This window comes from Larkinella rosea, from assembly GCF_003858635.1.
In the GTDB taxonomy this organism is placed as follows: Bacteria; Bacteroidota; Bacteroidia; order Cytophagales; family Spirosomataceae; genus Larkinella; species Larkinella rosea.
Map to the genome: position 1 here is coordinate 1 of NZ_RQJO01000015.1, position 21,046 is coordinate 21,046.

At 49.5% G+C, this 21,046-nt stretch carries 18 protein-coding genes and 1 rRNA gene; 11 read left to right on the forward strand and 8 right to left on the reverse strand.

Going from position 1 to position 21,046, the window contains the following annotated elements; genetic code table 11:
• Positions 1–8: 8 nt before the first annotated feature.
• The 10 genes from rrf to typA all read left to right on the forward strand — a co-directional run bounded on the left by rrf (position 9) and on the right by typA (position 12,187).
• A 5S ribosomal RNA gene (gene rrf, locus EHT25_RS26420) occupies positions 9–120 on the forward strand.
• Positions 121–481: 361 nt separating this feature from the next.
• Positions 482–1,114, forward strand: a complete 633-nt coding sequence (locus EHT25_RS26425; RefSeq protein WP_124878290.1) for a TetR/AcrR family transcriptional regulator — start codon at positions 482–484, stop codon at positions 1,112–1,114.
• 46 nt (positions 1,115–1,160) lie between these two features.
• Positions 1,161–2,480 (forward strand): TolC family protein, encoded by a 1,320-nt coding sequence (locus EHT25_RS26430; protein WP_124878292.1) that lies wholly within the window; start codon positions 1,161–1,163, stop codon positions 2,478–2,480.
• Between the two features lie 54 nt (positions 2,481–2,534).
• Complete coding sequence (locus tag EHT25_RS26435; RefSeq protein WP_124878294.1) at positions 2,535–3,668, forward strand: efflux RND transporter periplasmic adaptor subunit; 1,134 nt, start codon at positions 2,535–2,537, stop codon at positions 3,666–3,668.
• A gap of 7 nt (positions 3,669–3,675) precedes the next feature.
• Positions 3,676–7,101: an efflux RND transporter permease subunit gene (locus tag EHT25_RS26440; RefSeq protein ID WP_124878296.1), complete on the forward strand. Its 3,426-nt coding sequence runs from the start codon at positions 3,676–3,678 to the stop codon at positions 7,099–7,101.
• Between the two features lie 64 nt (positions 7,102–7,165).
• On the forward strand, positions 7,166–8,443 hold the full coding sequence (locus EHT25_RS26445) for a metallophosphoesterase (protein WP_124878298.1): 1,278 nt from the start codon (positions 7,166–7,168) through the stop codon (positions 8,441–8,443).
• A 134-nt stretch (positions 8,444–8,577) separates the two neighbouring features.
• Entirely contained in the window at positions 8,578–9,423 is an 846-nt protein-coding gene (locus EHT25_RS26450; protein WP_124878300.1) for a dienelactone hydrolase family protein, read from the forward strand.
• A 111-nt stretch (positions 9,424–9,534) separates the two neighbouring features.
• Positions 9,535–9,816 (forward strand): hypothetical protein, encoded by a 282-nt coding sequence (locus EHT25_RS26455; protein WP_124878302.1) that lies wholly within the window; start codon positions 9,535–9,537, stop codon positions 9,814–9,816.
• A gap of 130 nt (positions 9,817–9,946) precedes the next feature.
• Positions 9,947–10,156 carry a hypothetical protein gene (locus tag EHT25_RS26460; protein ID WP_124878304.1) on the forward strand — a complete coding sequence of 70 codons (210 nt, stop codon included), beginning with the start codon at positions 9,947–9,949 and terminating at the stop codon, positions 10,154–10,156.
• A gap of 216 nt (positions 10,157–10,372) precedes the next feature.
• The gene (gene typA / locus EHT25_RS26465; RefSeq protein WP_124878306.1) at positions 10,373–12,187 is read left to right on the forward strand and encodes a translational GTPase TypA; all 1,815 of its coding nucleotides are present in this window, start codon (positions 10,373–10,375) and stop codon (positions 12,185–12,187) included.
• A 107-nt stretch (positions 12,188–12,294) separates the two neighbouring features.
• On the opposite strand, the gene EHT25_RS26470 is transcribed toward typA, so the two are convergent.
• The 8 genes from EHT25_RS26470 to EHT25_RS26505 form a co-directional block, all read right to left on the reverse strand.
• Positions 12,295–13,266 carry a hypothetical protein gene (locus tag EHT25_RS26470; protein ID WP_124878308.1) on the reverse strand — a complete coding sequence of 324 codons (972 nt, stop codon included), beginning with the start codon at positions 13,264–13,266 and terminating at the stop codon, positions 12,295–12,297.
• A gap of 18 nt (positions 13,267–13,284) precedes the next feature.
• On the reverse strand, positions 13,285–13,875 hold the full coding sequence (locus EHT25_RS26475; RefSeq protein WP_124878309.1) for a hypothetical protein: 591 nt from the start codon (positions 13,873–13,875) through the stop codon (positions 13,285–13,287).
• A gap of 13 nt (positions 13,876–13,888) precedes the next feature.
• A complete protein-coding gene (locus EHT25_RS26480) occupies positions 13,889–15,193 on the reverse strand; it encodes an LVIVD repeat-containing protein (protein ID WP_124878311.1) in 1,305 nt (434 codons plus the stop codon).
• A gap of 128 nt (positions 15,194–15,321) precedes the next feature.
• Positions 15,322–15,750, reverse strand: coding sequence for a hypothetical protein (locus EHT25_RS26485; RefSeq protein ID WP_124878313.1), 429 nt, complete (start codon positions 15,748–15,750; stop codon positions 15,322–15,324).
• Between the two features lie 67 nt (positions 15,751–15,817).
• Entirely contained in the window at positions 15,818–16,276 is a 459-nt protein-coding gene (locus tag EHT25_RS26490) for an META domain-containing protein (RefSeq protein ID WP_124878315.1), read from the reverse strand.
• Positions 16,273–17,520 (reverse strand): serpin family protein, encoded by a 1,248-nt coding sequence (locus EHT25_RS26495; RefSeq protein WP_124878317.1) that lies wholly within the window; start codon positions 17,518–17,520, stop codon positions 16,273–16,275. The genes EHT25_RS26490 and EHT25_RS26495 overlap by 4 nt, the downstream gene beginning before the upstream one ends.
• A gap of 154 nt (positions 17,521–17,674) precedes the next feature.
• The gene (locus tag EHT25_RS26500) at positions 17,675–19,486 is read right to left on the reverse strand and encodes a tetratricopeptide repeat protein (RefSeq protein WP_124878319.1); all 1,812 of its coding nucleotides are present in this window, start codon (positions 19,484–19,486) and stop codon (positions 17,675–17,677) included.
• On the reverse strand, positions 19,483–20,028 hold the full coding sequence (locus tag EHT25_RS26505) for an RNA polymerase sigma factor (protein WP_124878321.1): 546 nt from the start codon (positions 20,026–20,028) through the stop codon (positions 19,483–19,485). Before EHT25_RS26505 ends, EHT25_RS26500 begins: the two co-directional genes overlap by 4 nt.
• 137 nt (positions 20,029–20,165) lie before the next feature.
• Between EHT25_RS26505 and EHT25_RS26510 the strand changes: the two genes are divergently transcribed.
• Positions 20,166–21,044 carry a sugar phosphate isomerase/epimerase family protein gene (locus EHT25_RS26510; protein ID WP_124878323.1) on the forward strand — a complete coding sequence of 293 codons (879 nt, stop codon included), beginning with the start codon at positions 20,166–20,168 and terminating at the stop codon, positions 21,042–21,044.
• Positions 21,045–21,046 lie beyond the last annotated feature (2 nt).

Below are 21,046 nucleotides of genomic sequence, written 5' to 3' on the forward strand. Positions count from 1 at the left end.
AGAGCTGGGATGGTGGCAAGGGTGCGGGGGAACACCTCTTCCCATACCGAACAGAGCCGTTAAGCCCCGTTACGCCGATGGTACTGGAGTCACTTCCGGGAGAGTAGGTTGCCGCCACCACAGAATACCGAGTCCGCATCTAAACCAGATGCGGACTTTTTTTTGCATTAGGGAATAGTAAATATTCAAAAAATTATATTTAATCCGTGATTTATAATGTTGATGCATCTTTGCAATGACTTTTGAATTCCGGTCGGTTTTCAGATTCTAAACTGCTAAAAACAGGCGCTTACCTTTCATCTTTGAAAAACCGCTAGTTCATCCGGAAAATCAGCCGCTTCGCGCCTTAATTCTTGGTAAAAAACGCATTTACACCCACCTTTGCTAAGCTATATCCACCCTAATAGCCATCGAAAAACTCAGGAAACTATGAACTTAAAATTAGTTTCCTGAGTTTACGACTTAAAATAGTCATATATCATTGGAACTTAAAGAACGAATTCTGGTAAAGGCGGAAGCTTTGTTTTGGAAATTCGGTACCCGAAGTATTACAATGGATGATATCTCCCGTGATATCGGCATTTCCAAAAAAACACTTTACCAGCACTTTACCGATAAGGATGACATTGTTTACCAAGTCATGCTTTATCGACTGGATAAAAACCGGGAGAATGTAAGTTGTCAAATGGCAACGGCTCACGATCCGGTTGAGGAAATACTGCTCGCTTCAGAAATGATGCGCCAACACCTGGCCGAAATGAATCCGGCTTTATTAATCGATCTACAAAGGCATTATCCGAGGGCCTGGGAGGTATGTACCGAATTCAAAGAAAAATTCTTGCTTGAATCGATTCGGGCCAATTTGAAAAGAGGGATTGAGGAGGGATTATACCGGCCTGAGATCGATGTAGAGATAATGGCCCGTCTGCGTGTCGAAATGATGCGCGTGGCCTTTGACACTGAAGTGTTTCCCAGGGCATTGACAGGAATGATCGAGGTTCAGATTCAGTTGCTTCATCATTTTGTACGAGGGATACTTACTGAAAAAGGATTATTTATCTACAACCAATATGTTCAAAAACACCAGAATGAGCCAGCTACTACGACCTTGTAGGCCTATTTATAGTTTCTTACTGACAATCGGTTTTTTGGCCCCGGCGATGGCCCAAACGCCAGGTGCGTTTTCGCTGAATGAAGCTATCAATTTTGCCACTCAACAAAACATCAATGTCAAGAATACGCAATTAGATGCGCTAAGTGCGGAAGCCCGCATCAAGGAGCTCAAAGGATTGGCATTGCCCCAGGTAAACGTTGGCGGAACGGTTACCTATAACGCGATCATCCAGAAATTCATCTTCCCTGCCGGTGGATTTGGTGCACCAGCGGATTCGACCGGGGGCGGTGATAAAAATGCGGTAACGGCGATTCCGTTTGGGGTCAAACTTCAGGGAAATGTGGCCGCAACGGTTAATCAATTGATTTTCGATGCTTCCTATAAGATTGGCTTGAAAGCTGCTTCTACCTACCGTGAACTGGCTCAGAAAAACATCACAGCGTCAAAAATCACGGTAGCCGAACAGGTAGCGAAGGCCTATTACGGTGTTCTGGTGAGCGAAGAAAGGATCAAGTTGCTGGATCTGAACGTATCCCGGGTTGATACCCTTCTGCGGGAAACGAAAGCGATGAACGGTCAGGGATTTGTTGAGAAGATTGATGTCGATCGGTTGGAAGTTCAGTTGAATAATTTGAAAACCGAACGCCAGAATGTGAAAAACCTGGTCGATCTGAGCTATTATTTGCTGAAGTTCCAGATGGGATTGCCAATCAATGCGACGATTCAATTAACAGACAAAATAGAATCGTATGGCCAGAAGGATTTAGATCAGGCAATGGTTTCGGATGCCGCTTTTGATTACGGGCAACGGATTGAGTTCTCCACCTTACAGACTCAGGTCACGCTGGCCGATCTGGATTACCAGAATATTGGAAAACAATATTATCCGCGCGTAACCGCCAGCGGAACGTATGGCCACAATAACGGTCGGAATAGTTTTGGCGATTTCTGGACGACGCAGTGGTTTAACTCGGCCGCGATTTCCCTGAACCTTAACATTCCGGTTTTCGACGGTTTTCAGAAGCGGTACGCGGCCCAGCAACGCAAAATAACGGTTGACAAGGCGCGGCAAAGCGGTGAATTACTGAAAAACTCCATCGATCTGCAAATCAAACAGGCGACGGTGGTTTTGTCGAATAACCTGCAAACGTTGCAAAACCAGAAACGGAACATGGATCTGGCGCAGGAAATCGTGCGGGTTACGCGAATCAAGTATAAAGAAGGTGTCGGTTCTAATATTGAGGTGTTGAACGCCGAGACGTCTTCGCGCGAGGCCCAAACCAATTACTTTGCGTCCTTACTGGATTATATGATTACGAAAGTCGATCTGGATAAGGCATTGGGGAAATTATATACCGGTCAATAATCACAAGTTTCATCACATTCACGCTGTTCAGGCATCATTATAGATTAACCAAAAATGAAGACATACTACGTTATCGGATTGGCAACGGCCTTGTTAACATCCTGTTCTTCAGGAGAAAAGAAGACGGATCTAGCCTCCAAAAAGCAGGAATTGGCAGAACTGAAAACCCAGCAAACCGAATTGACCACCAAAATTAAGGCGCTGGAAGCCGAAGTTGGCAAACTTGATCCTACTCAGGCTGAGCAGGTTAAAATCAAGGACGTTGTGGTAGCCCCGTTAGCGGCAACAACGTTCAAACATTTTGTCGAGTTACAGGGGACCATCGACGCCAAAAACAACGTGCAGGTAACGCCAAAATCGGGCGGAGCTGTGACGGCGGTTTATGTGAAAGAAGGCGACGCGGTTAAGGCCGGTACGGTTCTGGCCAAAATCGACGATCAGATTCTGCGCGAATCGGTTGAAGAAGTTCGCAATCAATTGTCATTAGCCAATACGGTATTTGAAAAACAGGCCAGTCTGTGGAAGCAGCAAATTGGAACGGAAATTCAATATTTACAGGCTAAAAACAACAAAGAAGGGCTGGAAAAACGGCTGGCGACCCTGAATGCCCAGCTCTCACAAGCGAGCGTAACCTCGCCGATTTCGGGCATTGTTGACAAAGTGAACGTCAAAACCGGCGAAACAGCAATGCCAGGCATGGGCATCGTGCGCGTGGTAAACCTGTCGCAGCTGAAAGTTGCCGCTAAAGTGGCCGATACGTATGCGGGCAGCGTTCGGAAAGGCGACGCCGTAGTAGTGCGGTTTCCGGATATCAATAAAGAATTGACGACCCGCATCAGCTTTGTGTCGACAACCGTTGATCCGTTAAGCCGTACGTTTAGCATCGAAGCTCCGCTGCCGTCGGATAACAACTTGAAACCAAACATGCTGGCGCAGATTAAGATTAATGATATTTCGAAGAATAAAGCGATTGTAATCGATCAGAATCTGGTTCAGAGTACGGAAAACGGTCAACTGGTTTACGTAGCCGTTGCCGAAGGCAGCAAGAAACTGGCAAAAGCGCGTCAGGTAAAAACCGGGCTGAGCTACGGCGGACAGGTGGAAATCATCACCGGTTTGCAATCGGGTGATCAACTGATTACCCAGGGCTATCAGGAGTTAGTTGACGGACAACCGATAAATTTCTAACCAAACTATGAAATTTGAACACTATAAAACCCTCGGCTTTACCAACTGGTGCGTAGAGAACCGGACGGCTATTTACATCTTCACGTTTATCATTACGATTGGCGGGTTGTTTGTGTACAATAACCTGCCGAAAGAGCAGTTTCCGGACATTAAAATACCGCAGATCTACGTCAATACGATCTACCTGGGAACGGCTCCGGCCGACGTTGAAAACACGATCAATAAACCGATCGAGAAACAGCTAAAATCCATTTCGGGCGTTAAGAAGATCAAATCGAATGCGTTGCAGGACGTTTCGGTGATTCTGGTCGAATTTAACCCGGATGTGCAGGTTTCGGATGCTTTGCAGCGGGTTCGGGATGCCATCGACAAAGCCAAGCAGGATTTGCCCCAGAAAATGGATGCGGGTCCAACGGCGCAGGACGTCAACTTTTCGGAGTTTCCGATCATGAACATCAACCTCGCCGGCAACTTTTCGCTCAAACGGCTGAAAGAATACGCCGAGGACATGCAGGACGCCATTGAAGCCATGCCGCAAATTAGCCGGGTGGATATTGTTGGCGCACTGGAACGCGAAATCCAGATCAACGTGGATCTGCCCCGCATGCAGTCGGCCGGTTTATCGTTTTTTGACATTCAGCAGGCCGTTCAGGGCGAAAACATCAACGTATCGGGTGGTGAACTGAATGTGGCGGGTGTTCGCCGGACGTTGCGGGTGAAGGGTGAGTTCAGCGAAATGAAGCAGTTGGAAAACCTGCAGATCCGGACGTCAACGGGCGCTACGGTTCGTCTGGGCGATGTGGCTCAGGTGCAGGACAGCTTTGAAGAACAGCAGGATTTTGCCCGGCTGGACAACAAATCCGTGGTCACGCTGAACGTCATCAAACGGTCGGGAGCCAACCTGATTGCGGCCGCCGACCAGATTGAAGAAACCATCAAAGAATACAAAGCAAACCGGTTTCCGGCGGGTCTGGACATTCGGGTAACGGCCGACCAGTCGGAACGTACGCGGGCCGATATTCACGATTTGATCAATACCGTTGTGTTGGGCTTCATTTTCGTGGTACTGGTTTTGATGTTCTTCATGGGCGTGCGCGACGCCATTTTCGTCGGTTTGTCGGTACCGCTTTCGGCCCTGGTAGCCTTTGTCTGTATGCCAATCGTTGGACCGATGGTTGGAACCCTGTTTACCTTAAATACGATCGTACTATTCGGGTTTCTGCTCGGCTTGGGTCTGGTGGTGGATGATGCCATTGTGGTCATTGAAAACACGCACCGGTTATTCAATGAACACAAAGACTGGGACATTAAAATGGCCGTGAAATCGGCGGCTGGCGAAGTGTTCATACCGGTTTTTTCCGGTACACTGACGACCATCGCGCCATTCTTCCCGTTGTTGTTCTGGCCGGGTATCGTTGGGGAGTTTATGAAATTCCTGCCGCTGACGCTGATTCTGACTCTGTTTGCTTCGCTGTTTGTAGCGTATGTAATGAACCCGGTTTTTGCCGTAACCTTCATGAAACGCCACGACGACGACCATCACGAAGACAATCAGGGATTTGATACGATCCGTCGGCCGTTGCTGATCATAGCGGTTTTGGCCGGTTTGGGTTACGTGATCGATCGCGGTATTGGCAACCTGTTCCTGTTTGTGCTGATCCTGTATGTGTTCAACCATTATGTGTTGACGCCCAGAATTATTGTGCCCTTTCAGGAACGATTGCTCCCGGCCCTAAAGCACGGGTATCGCTCCCTGATCTCGTGGGTATTGACGGGCTGGCGACCGGTTTGGACGATCATTGCGGTTTTTATGCTCTTGATCGGGACTTTTTTCCTGATGGGCGTTTTTCCGCCAAAAGTCATTTTCTTCCCCAGCGGTGAGCCGGATTACGTGTACGTGTATAATGTGATGCCCATTGGGACGGATTCCCGCGTGACGGACTCGGTGACCAAAGTTATTGAAAAGCGCGTATTCAAGGTGCTGGAAGACAACAAAGCCACGGATATTGTCAATTCGGTGATTGCGAACGTCGGTAAAAATGCGGGCGATCCATTCAACCCTGACCGCTCGGCCACTCCGCACAAATCGAAAGTGACGGTTGCTTTTGTCAAAGGCGAAGACCGGCACGGGCTTTCTACGCAGGAAATTCTGAACAAGGTTCGGGCCGCTATGCAGGGAATTCCGGGAACGGAGGTTTCGGTTGAACGCGAAAACAATGGACCACCAACCGGTAAACCGATCGCGATTGAGATTGCCGGGGAAGAATTTGCCACCTTGCAGAAACTGGAAAAACAACTCCGCCAGCGGATCACGGCATCCGGTATCAAGGGGATCGACCAGTTAAAATCGGATTTGATTACCAACAAACCGGAAATTGTCATCAACATCGATCGCGATAAAGCCGAGCGCGAAGGTATTTCGTCGTCGCAGGTAGCCATGGCAGTTCGGACGGCCTTGTTTGGTCTGGAAGTGTCAAAATTCCGGGATGCGAAAGACGAATACCCGATTATGGTACGTCTGAAGCAGGATGACCGCAGCCAGATTGAGCGGCTTTTGAGTCTGAATATCGTTTACCGCGATATGAATGCGGGCGGTCAGCTCCGTCAGGTTCCCATTCAATCCGTGGCCAACATCAGTTACTCGACCACCTTCAGCCAGATCAACCGGATCAATCAGGAACGGGTTATTACGCTCAGTTCGGATGTGGTAGCGGGGTACAACGCCAACGAAATTGTTCAGCAAATTCAGGAGCTGGTCAACGATACCGAAGTACCGAATGGCTACACTGTTCGGATGGGTGGTGAGCAGGAAGATCAACAGGAATCGATGTCGTTTCTGATCTCGGCTTTCGGTCTGGCAATGTTGCTGATTTACCTGATTCTGGCTACCCAATTTAACTCGGCCGTCAAACCGCTGATTATCTTCTTCACGATTATTCTATCGCTGATCGGGGTATTGCTGGGCTTCATGGTGACGGGCAAAACGTTCTCCGTGGTTATGTCCGGCGTCGGAATTATTGCCCTGGCCGGGATTGTGGTGAAAAACGGTATTCTGCTCATCGAGTTCATCGAAGAACTTCGGGGCCGGGGTATTCCGTTGCGTCAGGCCATTATCGACGCGGGCGGTATTCGGCTAACACCGGTTTTGCTGACTGCTTCAGCCGCCGTTCTCGGTCTGATTCCGCTGGCGGTTGGTCTGACGGTCGACTTTGTGGGTCTTTTTCAGAATCTGGATCCCCACATCGTAATCGGTGGTGACAGTGCGGTTTTCTGGAACATCCTGGCCTGGACCATCATCTACGGGTTGACATTCTCGACGGTTTTAACACTCGTGATCGTGCCCTGTATGTACTGGGTGAACGAGCGAATTCGGGATAAATTCAAGGAAAGAATAGCGAAGAAGGAACGTGAACCGGAATTGGTAAACGATTAGAACTAACTGTAAACCAAAAACCCACAGTGTCTGTTAACGCTGTGGGTTTTCTTTTTCTACCAATATGAACCGGATTGTTCTTTTCTTCATCGTATCTGCTATCCTGCTGCTGATCGACTGGTACGTTTTCCAGGCCATTAAAACCGTAACCCGTTCGGCCAGCGAATCCACGCAGCGGATTGTCATGCTGATTTACTGGGGTTTTACGTCGGTGACCATTCTGACCTATCTGACCATGCAGTTACTGCCGCCCGATGCCGTGGGCCGGGTCGCTCGTGGGTTTATCTGGTCGGCCATTCTGATTCCGTATTTTTCAAAAGTATTCGCCGTTCTATTCATTTTTGTGGATGATCTGGGCCGTTTTGTGCGCTGGGTGGCTTCCCTGTTCTACAGCCCCGACATTCGGGCTGCGGTCAATGACACCAGCCAGTCCAACATTCCGGCGACGAATGTGATCCCGCGCTCCGAATTCCTGATGAAAACCGCCCTCATTGCGGGTACGGTTCCGCTGGTTGCGTTTACGTACGGCATCGTTTCCGGCGCGCACGATTACCGCATCCGGCGCATCAAACTGCCCCTCAAAAACCTGCCATCGGGTTTCGACGGTTTGAAAATCGCCCAGCTATCGGACATTCACTCCGGGAGTTTTTTCAATAAAGTAGCGGTGAAAGGCGGGATTGAAATGTTGCTGCGCGAAAAACCGGATTTGGTTTTTTTTACCGGCGACCTAGTCAACAATACCGCCGATGAGGTGGAGGATTACATCGATATTTTCAATAAAGTAAAAGCGCCGATGGGTGTTTTTTCGACGCTGGGTAATCACGATTACGGCGATTACGTCAATTGGTCGAGTCCGGAGGCCAAAAGGAAGAATCTGGAGACGCTGAAAGCCGCTCACAAGCAGCTCGGCTGGAACCTGATGATGGATGAAAACCACATTTTAGAACAAAATGGCGACAAAATCGCTTTAATTGGTATTCAGAACTGGGGCTCGGGCCGCTGGCCCAAATACGGCGATCTGGCGAAAGCCCGGAAAGGCACCGAAGACTACCCGGTTAAGCTCTTGTTATCCCACGATCCCAGCCATTGGGATGCGCAGGTACGGCCGCAATTCCCGGATATCGATGTGCAGTTTGCGGGACATACCCACGGCATGCAGTTTGGCGTCGAAATCGGCAGCATTCGCTGGAGTCCGTCGCAATATGCTTATAAACAGTGGGCAGGATTGTATCAGGAAGGTCAGCAATACCTGTACGTAAACCGGGGATACGGTTATTTGGGATATCCGGGCCGGGTTGGCATCCTGCCGGAAGTCACCATTTTTGAATTGAAGAAGGCCTGAACTATGATTACGGTGATTTTCTTGATTACAGAGATTATAGTTCAATTCAACGAGCAGTGAAAATAGTCAATTCTGCGAACCCAGAAGCCGCAAATTAAAATCAACTTAATCAAGAAAATCACTGTAATCATAGTATGAAAAAGCTCTTACTCCTTGCCAGCGGACTATTCATCTCGCTGACATCTTTTGGTCAGGCCGCCTGCTGTGACCAGCCTGTGGCCGAGGTTTCAAACGATATGGCTTTGCTGGCCAGTAACCATTCCTTTGTGATGTTGCATGAAGAACCGCTGCCGTTTACGTACCAGAGTGCGGCTGGCGAAATGGTAAAATTCAAAACCGCCGATGGCACCGAAGCCAGCGGTTTTCTGTTAAAAGCCCCCAATGCATCCAACAAATGGCTTTTTGTCTACCAGGAATGGTGGGGCCTGAACGACTACATCAAACAGGAAGCCGAAAAACTCTACAATGATCTGAAGGATGTGAACGTGCTGGCGGTCGATATGTACGACGGCAAAGTGGCTACCACCCGCGAGGAAGCCTCAAAACTGGTTCAGGTGCCGCGCGAACGGCTGGGTGCCATCATGCAGGGCGCCATTGCGTACGCTGGCCCACAGGCGCAGATTGCCAATGTGGGCTGGTGTTTCGGGGGTGGTATGTCGCTGCAATCGGCGATTCTGGGCGGTAAGCAAACCGTTGGCTGCGTGATGTATTACGGACAGCCGGAAAAGAACATCGAAAGACTGAAAACCCTGAATACCGACGTTTTGGGCATTTTTGGTGCAAAAGATACTGGTATTTCACCGGCTACGGTTTCCGAATTTGAGAAAAATATGAAGGAAGCGGGCAAAGAAACGTCCATCAAAATGTACGACGCACCTCACGCGTTCGCCAATCCGAGTAATCCGGGATATAACAAGGAGGCTACCGCGGATGCGTACCAAATCACGCTGGATTATCTGAAAAAGCACCTGAAGGTGTAAGCGGTTTTCCGCAGAAAATTCGAACAACTTTTTTGGTTTATGCGTTAAACCTATGTGAACCAACTCAGTCTAACGGTCATTGGAAGTTTGAAACTGTAGACTGTTAACATCATGAAAACGCATAATCTGATTTCAATGCTGTTGGTTGCGATGATTGGTCTCTTTCTGACCAGTTGTGCGCCCACAGTAGGTGTAAGGGCCGATTATGGCTATGGGCCCAGTTATGGTTACGGATACAGCCCCTATCGGTACGGGTATCGTCGTCCGGTTGTTGTAACGCCCCCGCCAAGAGTCGTTTACCGGTCGTATCCAAAGCGTCATTATTACCGGAATCAGTACCGGGCTCCGCAACAATATAGTTATCGTTCGCATCGGGGACGTGGACCCCGGTAAAAATAGAAAAACCGTCTCGAAAGGGGCGGTTTTTTGTTAAAGGGATGGTGATGAAAGAAAAACTTTCGCATCTTTATGTACTTTTTGAGTGACTACACGTTTAAAGAGGTGTAGTAGAGCAAAAACAACCATGAAAAAGCTATTGGTGCTGGGTATAACCGTGAGTATGATGCTTCCGCTGGAAGCACCGGTGGAAGCGGCCGTTGTAAAATCAGCCACCAGTGAACTAAAAAGTGAGTTGATCTTTAAGCGGAAGAAAGCCCGCGGTTATCGGAAGAAAAAGGGCTTTATGTGGGGCTTATTCCGCGGAAAAAACTCCTGTAGTTGCCCCAAACATTAAGTTTCACTTATCGTAAATTGTACTTATAGCCGGGGCAACCCGGCTTTTTGTTTTTCAGTAGGTTAATAAATTGTAAAATACTGCTATTCAGCTAAAAATTCCGTATCTTTGCGGTTTAATTGAGAGGACAACAGAAACCATAGAATAAATCCTTTTTGCGATCCAGCTGTCTCTGGTCCATTATCTCTTGTCTCGACTCTTTTATTCTAACATTGTATGCAATCCATTCGCAACATAGCTATCATAGCGCACGTTGACCACGGTAAGACTACGTTGGTTGACAAAATTATTCATGCATCCAAGCTCTTTCGGGACAACCAGGAGTTTGGCGATCTGATCTTAGACAACAACGACCTGGAACGGGAACGCGGTATCACGATTGTTTCCAAAAACGTTTCGGTTCGTTACAATGATGTTAAAATCAATATCATTGATACACCGGGTCACTCCGATTTCGGGGGTGAAGTGGAGCGGGTACTGAAAATGGCCGACGGCGTCTGTCTGTTGGTCGATGCATTTGAAGGCGCCATGCCGCAAACCCGGTTTGTGTTGAGCAAAGCCCTCCAGCTGGGCCTGAAACCAATTCTGGTTATTAACAAAGTCGATAAGGAAAACTGCCGTCCGGAAGAAGTTCACGAAGAAGTATTCGACCTGATGTTCAACCTAGGCGCCACCGAAGAACAGCTGGATTTTCCGACGGTTTACGGTTCGTCGAAACAGGGTTGGATGGGGCCGGACTGGAAAACGCCGACTGACAATATTACGTACCTGCTGGATACCATCGTGGAAACGATTCCGCCTGCGCCAGTCGTGGAAGGAACACCGCAGATGCAGATTACCTCGCTCGATTATTCGGCCTTTGTGGGTCGGATTGCCATCGGTCGGGTGGTGCGTGGGACGCTGAAAGAAGGCGCGAACATGGCGCTGGTAAAAACCGGTGATGTGGTTAAAAAAGTACGGATCAAAGAACTGCAGACGTTCGAGGGGCTGGGCAAACAAAAGGTTTCGGAAGTACAGTGCGGGGATATTTGTGCGGTAACGGGTCTGGAAGATTTCGAGATTGGCGATACGCTGACCGACGCCGAGAACCCGGAAGCGCTGGAGCGGATTGCGGTGGATGAGCCGACGATGAACATGCTGTTCACGATCAACAACTCTCCGTTTTTTGGCAAAGAAGGCAAGTTTGTAACGTCGCGTCACCTGCGGGAGCGGTTATACAAGGAAATTGAGAAAAACCTCGCTTTGCGGGTAGAAAATACCGACAGCGAAGACCGGTTTCTGGTGTACGGACGCGGTATTCTCCACTTGTCGGTATTGATCGAAACCATGCGTCGTGAAGGCTACGAACTGCAGGTTGGTCAACCACGGGTATTGTATAAATACGATGACCACGGAAATCGGCTGGAACCGGTCGAAACGCTGGTGGTCGATGTTCCGGAAGAAACCGCCGGAAAAGTGATTGAATTGGCGACACAGCGGAAAGGCGAGTTGCTGATTATGGAGCCGAAAGGCGATTTGCAACACCTGGAATTCGAAATTCCGTCGCGCGGATTGATCGGTTTGCGTTCCAACGTCCTGACGGCAACCTTTGGGGAAGCGGTGATGACCCACCGTTTCAAGAGCTTCGAACCGTATAAAGGAGCCATTCCGGAACGGATTAACGGTTCATTGATTTCGATGACCAGCGGCTCCGCGACGGCCTATTCGATTGATAAATTGCAGGATCGGGGTGTTTTCTTCATCGAACCGGGCGACGAAATCTATACCGGTCAGGTAATCGGTGAACACAACCGGCAGAATGATATTGTGGTGAACGTGCAAACGGCCAAACAGTTGACGAACATGCGGGCGTCCGGTTCGGATACCAACGTTCGGATTGCGCCGAAAATCTCGTTCTCACTGGAAGAGTCGATGGAATACATCCAGAAGGATGAATACCTGGAAGTAACGCCAAAATCGATGCGGATTCGCAAGATTTTCCTTGATGAAAACGAGCGGAAACGGAACCAGAGCAAATTTGAAATGGCCTAAAAACCGGCACATCGCCGATGCTTTTTTAGTTTCGTTTATAATAGAAAAGGGTTGACTGATTTTCAGTCAACCCTTTTCTATTATAAACCGGGTATCAGTGTAGCGGTTTAGAGCTGCTTGATAACCTGCAAACCAATCGCAGAACCGGTTTCGACGGCAGGACTGTACACATTGACAGATACGGTTTTTAAACGCTGCATCTTTTTGTCGGCGGCCACATTCAAAATACTGAGCAAAGTCGTGGCCGCACCAGCACCGATGTTTACCATGGAAAGCGTCCGTTTCGACTTATTGCTGTAATCACCGCGATTGCCGTAATAATTCGTTTGATCATACGAAAACCGCTCAAGGTTTATAATACCCAGCGTTGTGGTGGCCAGCCCGGTCAGAATTCCCCACGTACCGATTCGTTTCGCATTCAGGCCGGGCCGGTTCATCAATTGTGCTCCGCTTAAGGCGACGTTCGTGCCGTTCAAAAGCGCCGACGAAATGGCGTATGAATTGGTGATCTTGTATTTATCCGGAATTTCCTGAGGAGTGGGCGGAGAATACGAAGGTTGAATCAACTGACACTCTTCGCGGGTCAGCCCGGATTGATCGATCCAGTCCAGCAGGTTTTGATCATCGATCTCAAAAATCGTCGCGTATTGATAGCGGGTATTGATTTTTTCGGCAACCTCCCGCCCGGCGGTTTTTTCGACGAGATAACCAACGGCGCAAATGGCTCCGTCTTTATCGATAAAACACGGTTTCCGTTCGTCCGTATACGCTTCGTTTTTTGGGAAAACACCTCGCAGCCGGTATTCCCGCAATTTATCCAGCAGGAAAAACCGCTTCTTTTGCTGATTGCCGCTCATCTCATCCGTTGGGCGTTTCCGCAGTAAAGCTTCCACGTATTCAAGGTGCGTCCGAACCCGGAGGTGATCATCCGTCAGTGCATCAGGCTTGTGTCCAAACTTTTTCACAAAACTTTCGTCGCCAATCAGTGGATTGACCGTCGTCGAAAAGTAAAGTTGATTGAACCGTAACCCCGCGAAAGCCAGCAAAGTGCCTATTGCAATCAAAAGGAAAGATTTCATACGGAAAGTAGTGAGTTTTTAAAAGCTGAGCCCGAGCCGAAACGCAAGTCGGTTATAAACCCGATTTTCAATCTTGTAGATTTCGTTCCAGGCCAGTGGCTTATCGGCTTCGGCTTCCTGCCGTTTATAGCTCAGTGACAGAATAAAATTGGCGTTCTGTGGTCGGCCGATCCGAAAACCAATGCCGGGCGCAATCACCCAGCCGCCCCGGGTTTCGTAGCCCGTCGGATCTTCGTTCAGCCACGTAAAACCGTAGCCCGTGTCGAGGCTGGTAAACACCCGCAGGTTCTTCTTTCCGGGCTGCGCCAGATCATAGCGGACGCCCGCACAAACCGGCATCAACAAGGCCGAATTGTACCAGTCGACGCCCACCGTAGCACCCAACGCCAGTTTGGGCCGTAGCTGAACGCCGTTGAAGGTCTGCGCAGTGATGTTCTGCCGTTTGCTGACGTTTTCAGAGATATTTGTGACGTTGTAGCGAACTTGTCCCAGCAAAACACCAAATTCAGTCATGTTCGTAAAAACGGGCTTAAAAGCGGTTTTTTGCGCGTAAACCGGGATGGCGATTAAACACCATAACCAGGCGGTTTTGCCAATGAGCTTTTTCATACGACTGCAAGGATTAGCTGGCCGGATACGGACGTTGAACGGGAATTTTGCTCAACAGCTTCAGCTTGCGCGGATTGCTGTAATCGTACTGGTAAAAACCGTCCTGGCCGATCAGCAGCAGCGATTTACCCAACGGAATCACATCGTAGGCGTTAAATCCTTCCAGATGCTCCAGTTCGTCGATTTTCATCGCATCGCTGGCGTTGAATGTCTTCAGCCCATAAGCGCCTTCACAGATGAACAGGTTCGGAAAATCGATTCCCAAGCCGTGCGGATTTTTCATCGGATACGATTTCAGCAAGCGTGGGCTATACAGATTCGATACATCCACGACATCCAGTTGATTCGTAAAACCCTGACACGTTGTCCCTGAACGCAGCGTCACGTAGGCTTTGTCTTCGTAAACCACCACCGGATCGCAGACGCGGGCGTGGTCGAAAGTGGACATGCGCACCGGTTTTTCGGGATTGCTGTTGTCAAAAATCTGCATACCCGTTTGCGAACCGATAAATAGCTTGTCTTTGTACGGGAAAATCGTTTCGATACCCCAGCCCATGCTGATTTTGTTGCCTTTTTTCGGATCAGCCGGGGTTTTGATGTCGAACAACTGCATGTCGGACTGGCTGACAGTATATAAATAATTGTCGTACAGCGTAAACCGGGCCATCGAGCCGCCCGTTCCGTTCGTACTCGGCGCGGGTGCATTAGAACCGCTCATGGTAGAGCTGAAATTTTGGACAAAACCGCCCCGGCTATCAAAAACCGCACAGTTGGCGCATCCACCGTTGGTAACACCACTTTCACAGTCTGTGCTAACGGTTTGGGTAACGTAGTCGACCTTCTGGTCGTTAATCAATTCCTGCTGGGCATTCAAACTCCAATACCCGCCATCGAACTGACCGTTCTGAAAAACATCCTTAACCCGGTTTAGTTCGCGGATATTTTGCGGATCACTGATGTCGAAGGCCACCAGGTCCATAAAGCTATCGGCGTAGAGAACGTTGTTGCGGATGGCCATATCGCCGTTGCCCGGAATGCGCAGAAAAGCGACGGTTTTAGGGGACGACGGATTGCGGTTATCAATTATGTGAATCCCTTCCTTGATCTCGTTGATCAGCAGAAAACCGTCTTTGGTGTAAATTTTACCGGGATTAACGAGCGTTCGGGCCGGTTCGGCCTGCACGCCCATTCGAACCTGGGCAATGGTAAATGTTCTGGGTGTGAATTGTCGGAAAGTGCGGGTTTCCTTGCATTTGTCGGTGCAGCCATTCAGCCCCACCAATACAATACCGAGCAGAAAGTAGAGTGTACGTCTCATAGTAACAGGTTGTTTAGGTATGTAATTGACAGACCCTGTCGGCTACGAAAGAGTTGGAATATACCAACAAAAAATTGCCCGGCAGGCAGAGCCGCCGGGCAATCCGGTTTTGCACAATGAATCAGAGGTCAAAGTTTTCGATATTCGTACGTCGCGCCATCGGCCAGGACACCACCAATGGGCGCGCGTTCGTATAATCGTAGTATGTTTTCCTGAATCCGATACGGTTGATACGTCGTATTCTGGTAGTAAATGGCAGTGGTAAAACCGGCAATATTTTCAATGTTGGCGGTTGTAAACGATCCTTTCTCTTCTTCCTTTCCGTTCCTCAGCCGATTGAACGTTCCGTCGTTGTTGTAATTCAGCGTTTCGGTATAACCGGCTTCCTGCGGAGTTGCAACCTTGCCTGTCAGCCCATACCGGATTTGGGTCAATTCCCATTTTCCGCTTAACTGCGTATCCCGCTCCGGCGATGGCGAACCATCCTTCGATGGATTACAGGCCAGCGCGCCGAAGGTGAAGCCCACAATGAACAACGCATTTCGTAACTTTTTCATGATTAAAGAGTGGAGGAGACCGGCTGGTGTGGAGGTACCGGCCTCACTCGCTATTTTTCAGGTTGTATCATTTCTCTTTTTCGTAAACCAGAACGCCCGGCGTTTCCCCTTCAACAAAAAGCCGTAATTGGCTGTCCGTCAGTTCGTACCGTTTGACTGCCTGTAGTTTCTTGAAATAAGCGGCTTCAAACTGCATGGCTTCCGGTGGTCCGGCCATCTTCGTACTTCCAATCGCACTCACCTGCACCTGATCGGAGGCCGTAGTACCGATAATGGCTCCAAAGTACTGGTTAACCGACGAGCGCCCGCTAATCTGGTAAGCAATGCGGTTTTGTGCTTCGGTGTTGGCCGAATCGGGCGTCACCAGCAGGGTCACTTCGTAGTTGGAAGCTGGTTGAACCAGCTTATAGGCTCCGGCGGCATTGGTTGCTGACAACGGCTTAATGGTTGAATCCGAACTGGATTGACGGTTACAGGAAGCAGCCATGAACAGAATCGCCGAAACCAGCGTGAGAATCAGTTTCATGGCAGCGTCGTTTCCGGATTAACAATTTTACCCATAAACAACACCGAGCCGGTTCCTTTCTCAGTAATCAGCACGACGAACGGGCGGTCGCAAAAGAGCGAAGGCCCCGCAGACGTTACTTCAAACCCGATACTGGTTACAGCCGCGGCTTCGGTTCCCTTCTCATCGACGGCGACAAACGTGTTTTGCTTCACGTAACTTACTTTCAGTCCCTGGCCTTTACTGATCCCGGAAAAATCCGCTCCGTCCATAAAAGCCGTTGCCATGCCCATTTTAGCGAGTTCGTCGTTGAGCGTATTTTCGTATTCCAGCGTGAACTTCGGCAAACCCACCGCCACTTTACTTTCCTGCATGGTTTCCTGTAAACTGGCCCATTCCGTTGCGTTCAATGTGTTAATGACGGCATCAGCCGAGGAGTTTGCAGTCGGTAGCAAAACCGTCATCGAATAAGTACCATCGCCGTAAGGCAGCTCAAAAGCTCCGTATGTGGGCCGGAAAGCGTGACGAAGGTTGGCGGTCATGGTCATCATTTTGACCTGCTTTTCGGAACCCGAAACCAGTTTGAAAGGCGAATCGAACGTGTTCTTCGTTTCGAACTGGTATTTCCAGTCGCCTTTGAAATAGAGCGCGTTTAGCAAAAACAGAACCTGCTCGCCCTTTATTTCGGTAATGACCTTCTTGATTTTGGCGTTGGTATTGTCGCTGGCCCATTGATTGATTTTGTTGATAACCGGCGTCGGATTACTAAAATCCTCGCCGGAAATCTGGGCATTGAAGGTGTTTTTCGTCGCGTCGAGGTACGACGGCTCAACGGAAAAACCGTTGCGGTACCAAAGTGAATTGGCCAGTTTTGTTGTTACTTTCGGATCAGCGGTAGGCAATCCTGTCATTAAAAACTCATAGGTTTGGTTGGCATCGGCCAGCGAAACACCGTCTAGGTGCATCGCCTTTTTCATTTCATCCGCCGTCGAACCGCCAGCTCCGTTCAGCAACATACCGAGCGCCATGTGTAAACTCAGCGGAGAAACAAAAATGTTCTCATTCGGTTTTTGCTGTTCGTTGACGGTTTTTAGAAAGTCGAACGAAAAATCATTGGTTTTTTGAGCGAACAGCCGGGCTTCCGGATTTGGCTTTAAACCGCCGGTTCCCGGAGCTTCGGGGACGCTATCGTTCCGGCAACCAGCTGTGGTCGCCCACAAAGCTGTTGCCATAAACAGGCTGGAAAAATAGGTTAATCGTCTCATCACAAATCGGTTTTGTTACACCAAGTTGAGCGCTCACTAACAAAGACCTGATCTGGAGTGAATTGGTTGGAAGAGAGTGAAAAAAAAGTGAAGAAAAATGAAAAAATGGGGATGATATCATTAATAAAGGAAGTCCACCGGATAAAAAACCGCCTTAGAAGTGATAATTCAATCCGAACCCGACGCCGATGGCTTGCGGGCGAACATTCAACTGGGCGTTCGATTCCGTGCCGTTCTGGAGTGCCTGCTGATAGGAGCCTGTTAACGAACCTGACCAATGATGGGTGGGATGGTAATTGACCCGTAAGCCCGCCGTGCCAGCCATCGACAGGGGGCGGTAGATCTGGTCCTCCGGATTGACTTCCAGTGTACCGTTGATCGTATTTTTCAGGAATAGATTCGCCATCAGACCGCCCAGAATCGAGTAACTGATTTTGTGATCGGGCAAAATGTGATAACCGAGCTGAACCGGAATCTGCATGTACTGAAAGTTGTTGGAAACAACCTGATCGGCCGGAGTAACGACCAGATTCGACGTATTGGATAAACCGTTTTTGTCGGCTACCAGCGACGATCCAACACCCTGATTATTCGCCGGAGCCGGAGAAGCCGCCAATGGAAGCTGAGGATTACTGTTGCGGATCGCATTGACAAGCACATTTTCCGTCTGGCTGGTAAATATATTCGTCACCGACGCGTTGTTCTGCGTCTGCGACCGACCGTTCAAATACTGAATTCCGGCTTCAACCGACCAGTGTTTGCTGAACTGAACGCCGGAACTCGCCTGCCAAGCCATCGAAATCTGGGCCTGATTCTGAAGCAGGGTAGTACTAGGCAGTCGACTGGCGGCCTGAATGGAATTGTAGGCAACACTGGCCTGATTAAGACTCGAATGAACAGCCGCCATCGGATTAAACGACATCGGTGTAGCCGTTAAAGCCGCCCAGTATTCTTTTTTACTTCCTTTGCCCTGCGGTTCGATGGCTGCAACGGCCGTTTCGGGAACTCGATACCAGATAATCCGGCTGATGGGTGCCGGTTTTTTGGAAACCGGTAATTTACTCTTTACAAACGAAGCCTCATACGTCAGGCGTGTATCGGCTACCTGACTGGCGGTTTCGTCCGAAACTGCGGTAATCTCGGCCGTTGTCGTATTAGGTACGGTTTTAGAACTCCGGACTGTGTTCCGCGCGAGCACCGGCTGATCGGGTTTAGATGCCCGATTCGTCCGGCGGTTTTCCGCTACCCGGACCGCGTCGGGCCGTTGTGCGTTCGAAAACGCGGGCTTCGATCGACGTCCGGAGCTCGATTTGGCCAGCAACGGGTGTTTCGCAGCAGATTCCTCCCGAGTTGGAAACCGCTTCGCCGTTTGGTCGTCATTCGGTTTTGACTCTAAACGAGCCAGTCGTTCATCGGTTTTCGGCAACCGTTTCACCGACCGCCGGGCCAGGCGCTGTTCGGTGTTAGCAGATTTTCTTTTTCCGGTCAAAACCGAATGATCCTTAATGATCCGGTCAATCGTGGTAGCGGTTTCCGAACGTTCCAGTTCCGGCACCGTACCGGACGTATTTTTACCAGTTCCAGTCCGGCGGGTAGCTGCCAGCATTTCCGGGGTATTACCGGACGTTAATTTCTCGTTGGATGAAGTGTTGGCTGGCAAGGAAGACGGGTTTTTCGTTTTTGCCAATTGCCCGGATTGAACGGTTTTGTCAGCCACCGGCCGGTTCGTGTCCGTACTTTCTATGTACTGCGTTGCCCACCAACCGACTAAAAGGGTAATAATGGCCGCAGCCACACTGTACACCCAGGGTTTTGCGCGGGGCCAGAGTGGTATGACCGGTTCAGCTTCTTCCTCGTCTAATCGACGGGCAATGCTATCCCAAAGCCCCTCCGAGGGGCTTTCTTCAGCATTTTCGAAGATGCTTCGCCATTCTTCGTTTAACTGTTCTTCTTTAGAGAGACTCATTTCGGAATCGGACGCTCGTTCTGAATCTTTTGTTGCAGTAGCATGCGGGCACGCGAAAACTGCGATTTAGATGTACCTTCTGAAATATCTAATAATTCCGCAATTTCGGGATGCGTATACCCCTCAATCGCGTACAGGTTAAATACGGCCTGACATCCCGGCGGGAGTTCCTGCACCATCTTCAGTAATTGCTGGTAGTGGAGACCCGACAGGCTATCTTCCGTCTGCGGCAGTGCGTTGGGTGTTACATCCTCCAGCTCGGCCTGGTTCTGCCAGGGCTTTTGCTTGCGGATGTGCTTCAGTGCCGTGTTAATCACGATGCGTTTCAGCCAGGCTTCTAACGGACACTCAAACCGGAATGTATCAATATGTTGGAACGCTTTCACGAAGGAATCCTGCAGCACATCCTCGGCGTCGTCCCGGTTTTTGGTATACCGCTGGCTAACGACAAAGAGCTTCCGGGCGAATAACTCGTAGAGTTTTCGCTGAGCAGTTCGGTCCTTATGTCGACAGCCGTCAACTAACGCTCGTTCATCCAACATACTAATTCAAACAACTGACCCCGGTGCAGGCCCGACGGTTGGAAAGGGTCTAAAATATTTTTGGGGCTAACCCGTTGGCAAAGAGTGAATATGACTTTTAGCCAGTACTTTTGAACAAAATCTATTCCTAAATACTCATGAACCGACGCACTGCCCTTCGGCAAACCATGGGTTTCATTGGCTTAAGCACCAGTGTTTCCCTGTCCGCATTAAACTCTAAAATTAATTTAGAAAAGCCAAACAACCAACGTTTCCAGATCGGGGCCTGCGATTGGTCGATCGGGCAATCCAGCAAAATCGAAGCCTTCGATGTCGCCAAAACCATCGGCCTCGACGGCATTCAGGTCAACATGGGTTCCGAAAAAAACGACATGCACCTGCGGCAGAAACCCCTGCAAAAAGCCTGGCGCGAAGCGGCTAAACGAACCGGCGTAAAAGTCGGAGGTCTGGCGCTGGGCGAGATGAATAACATCCCCTACAAATCCGATCCGCGGGCCGAGCAATGGGTTCAGGACAGTGTCGATGTTGCCAAAGCCATTGGGGCCAAAAATGTCCTGATGGCGTTCTTCAACAAAGGGGATTTGAAAAACGATCCGCAGGGGACCAAAGTTGTTATTGAGCGGTTAAAAGCCGTCGCTCCGAAAGCCGAAAAAGCGGGCGTCGTTCTGGCCATCGAATCGTGGCTGAGTGCCGAAGAGCACATGGCGATCATCGACGCGGTGGCGTCGCCCGCCGTGAAAGTATATTACGATGTTTGTAACTCCACGGTTATGGGATATGATATTTTAAAGGAAATCCGGTGGCTCGGGAAGCAGAAACAGATCTGTGAATTCCACTTTAAGGAGAACAGCTTCCTGCTCGGGCAGGGGAAGGTCAACTATCCGGAGGTTCGGAAGGCCATTGATGATATTCAGTACGCCGGTTGGGTTCATATCGAAGGTGCTGTGCCTGAGGGGAAAAACATGTTGGAAAGTTACACTTATAATAATAAGTTTGTAAGGGAGATTCTGGCGTAGCT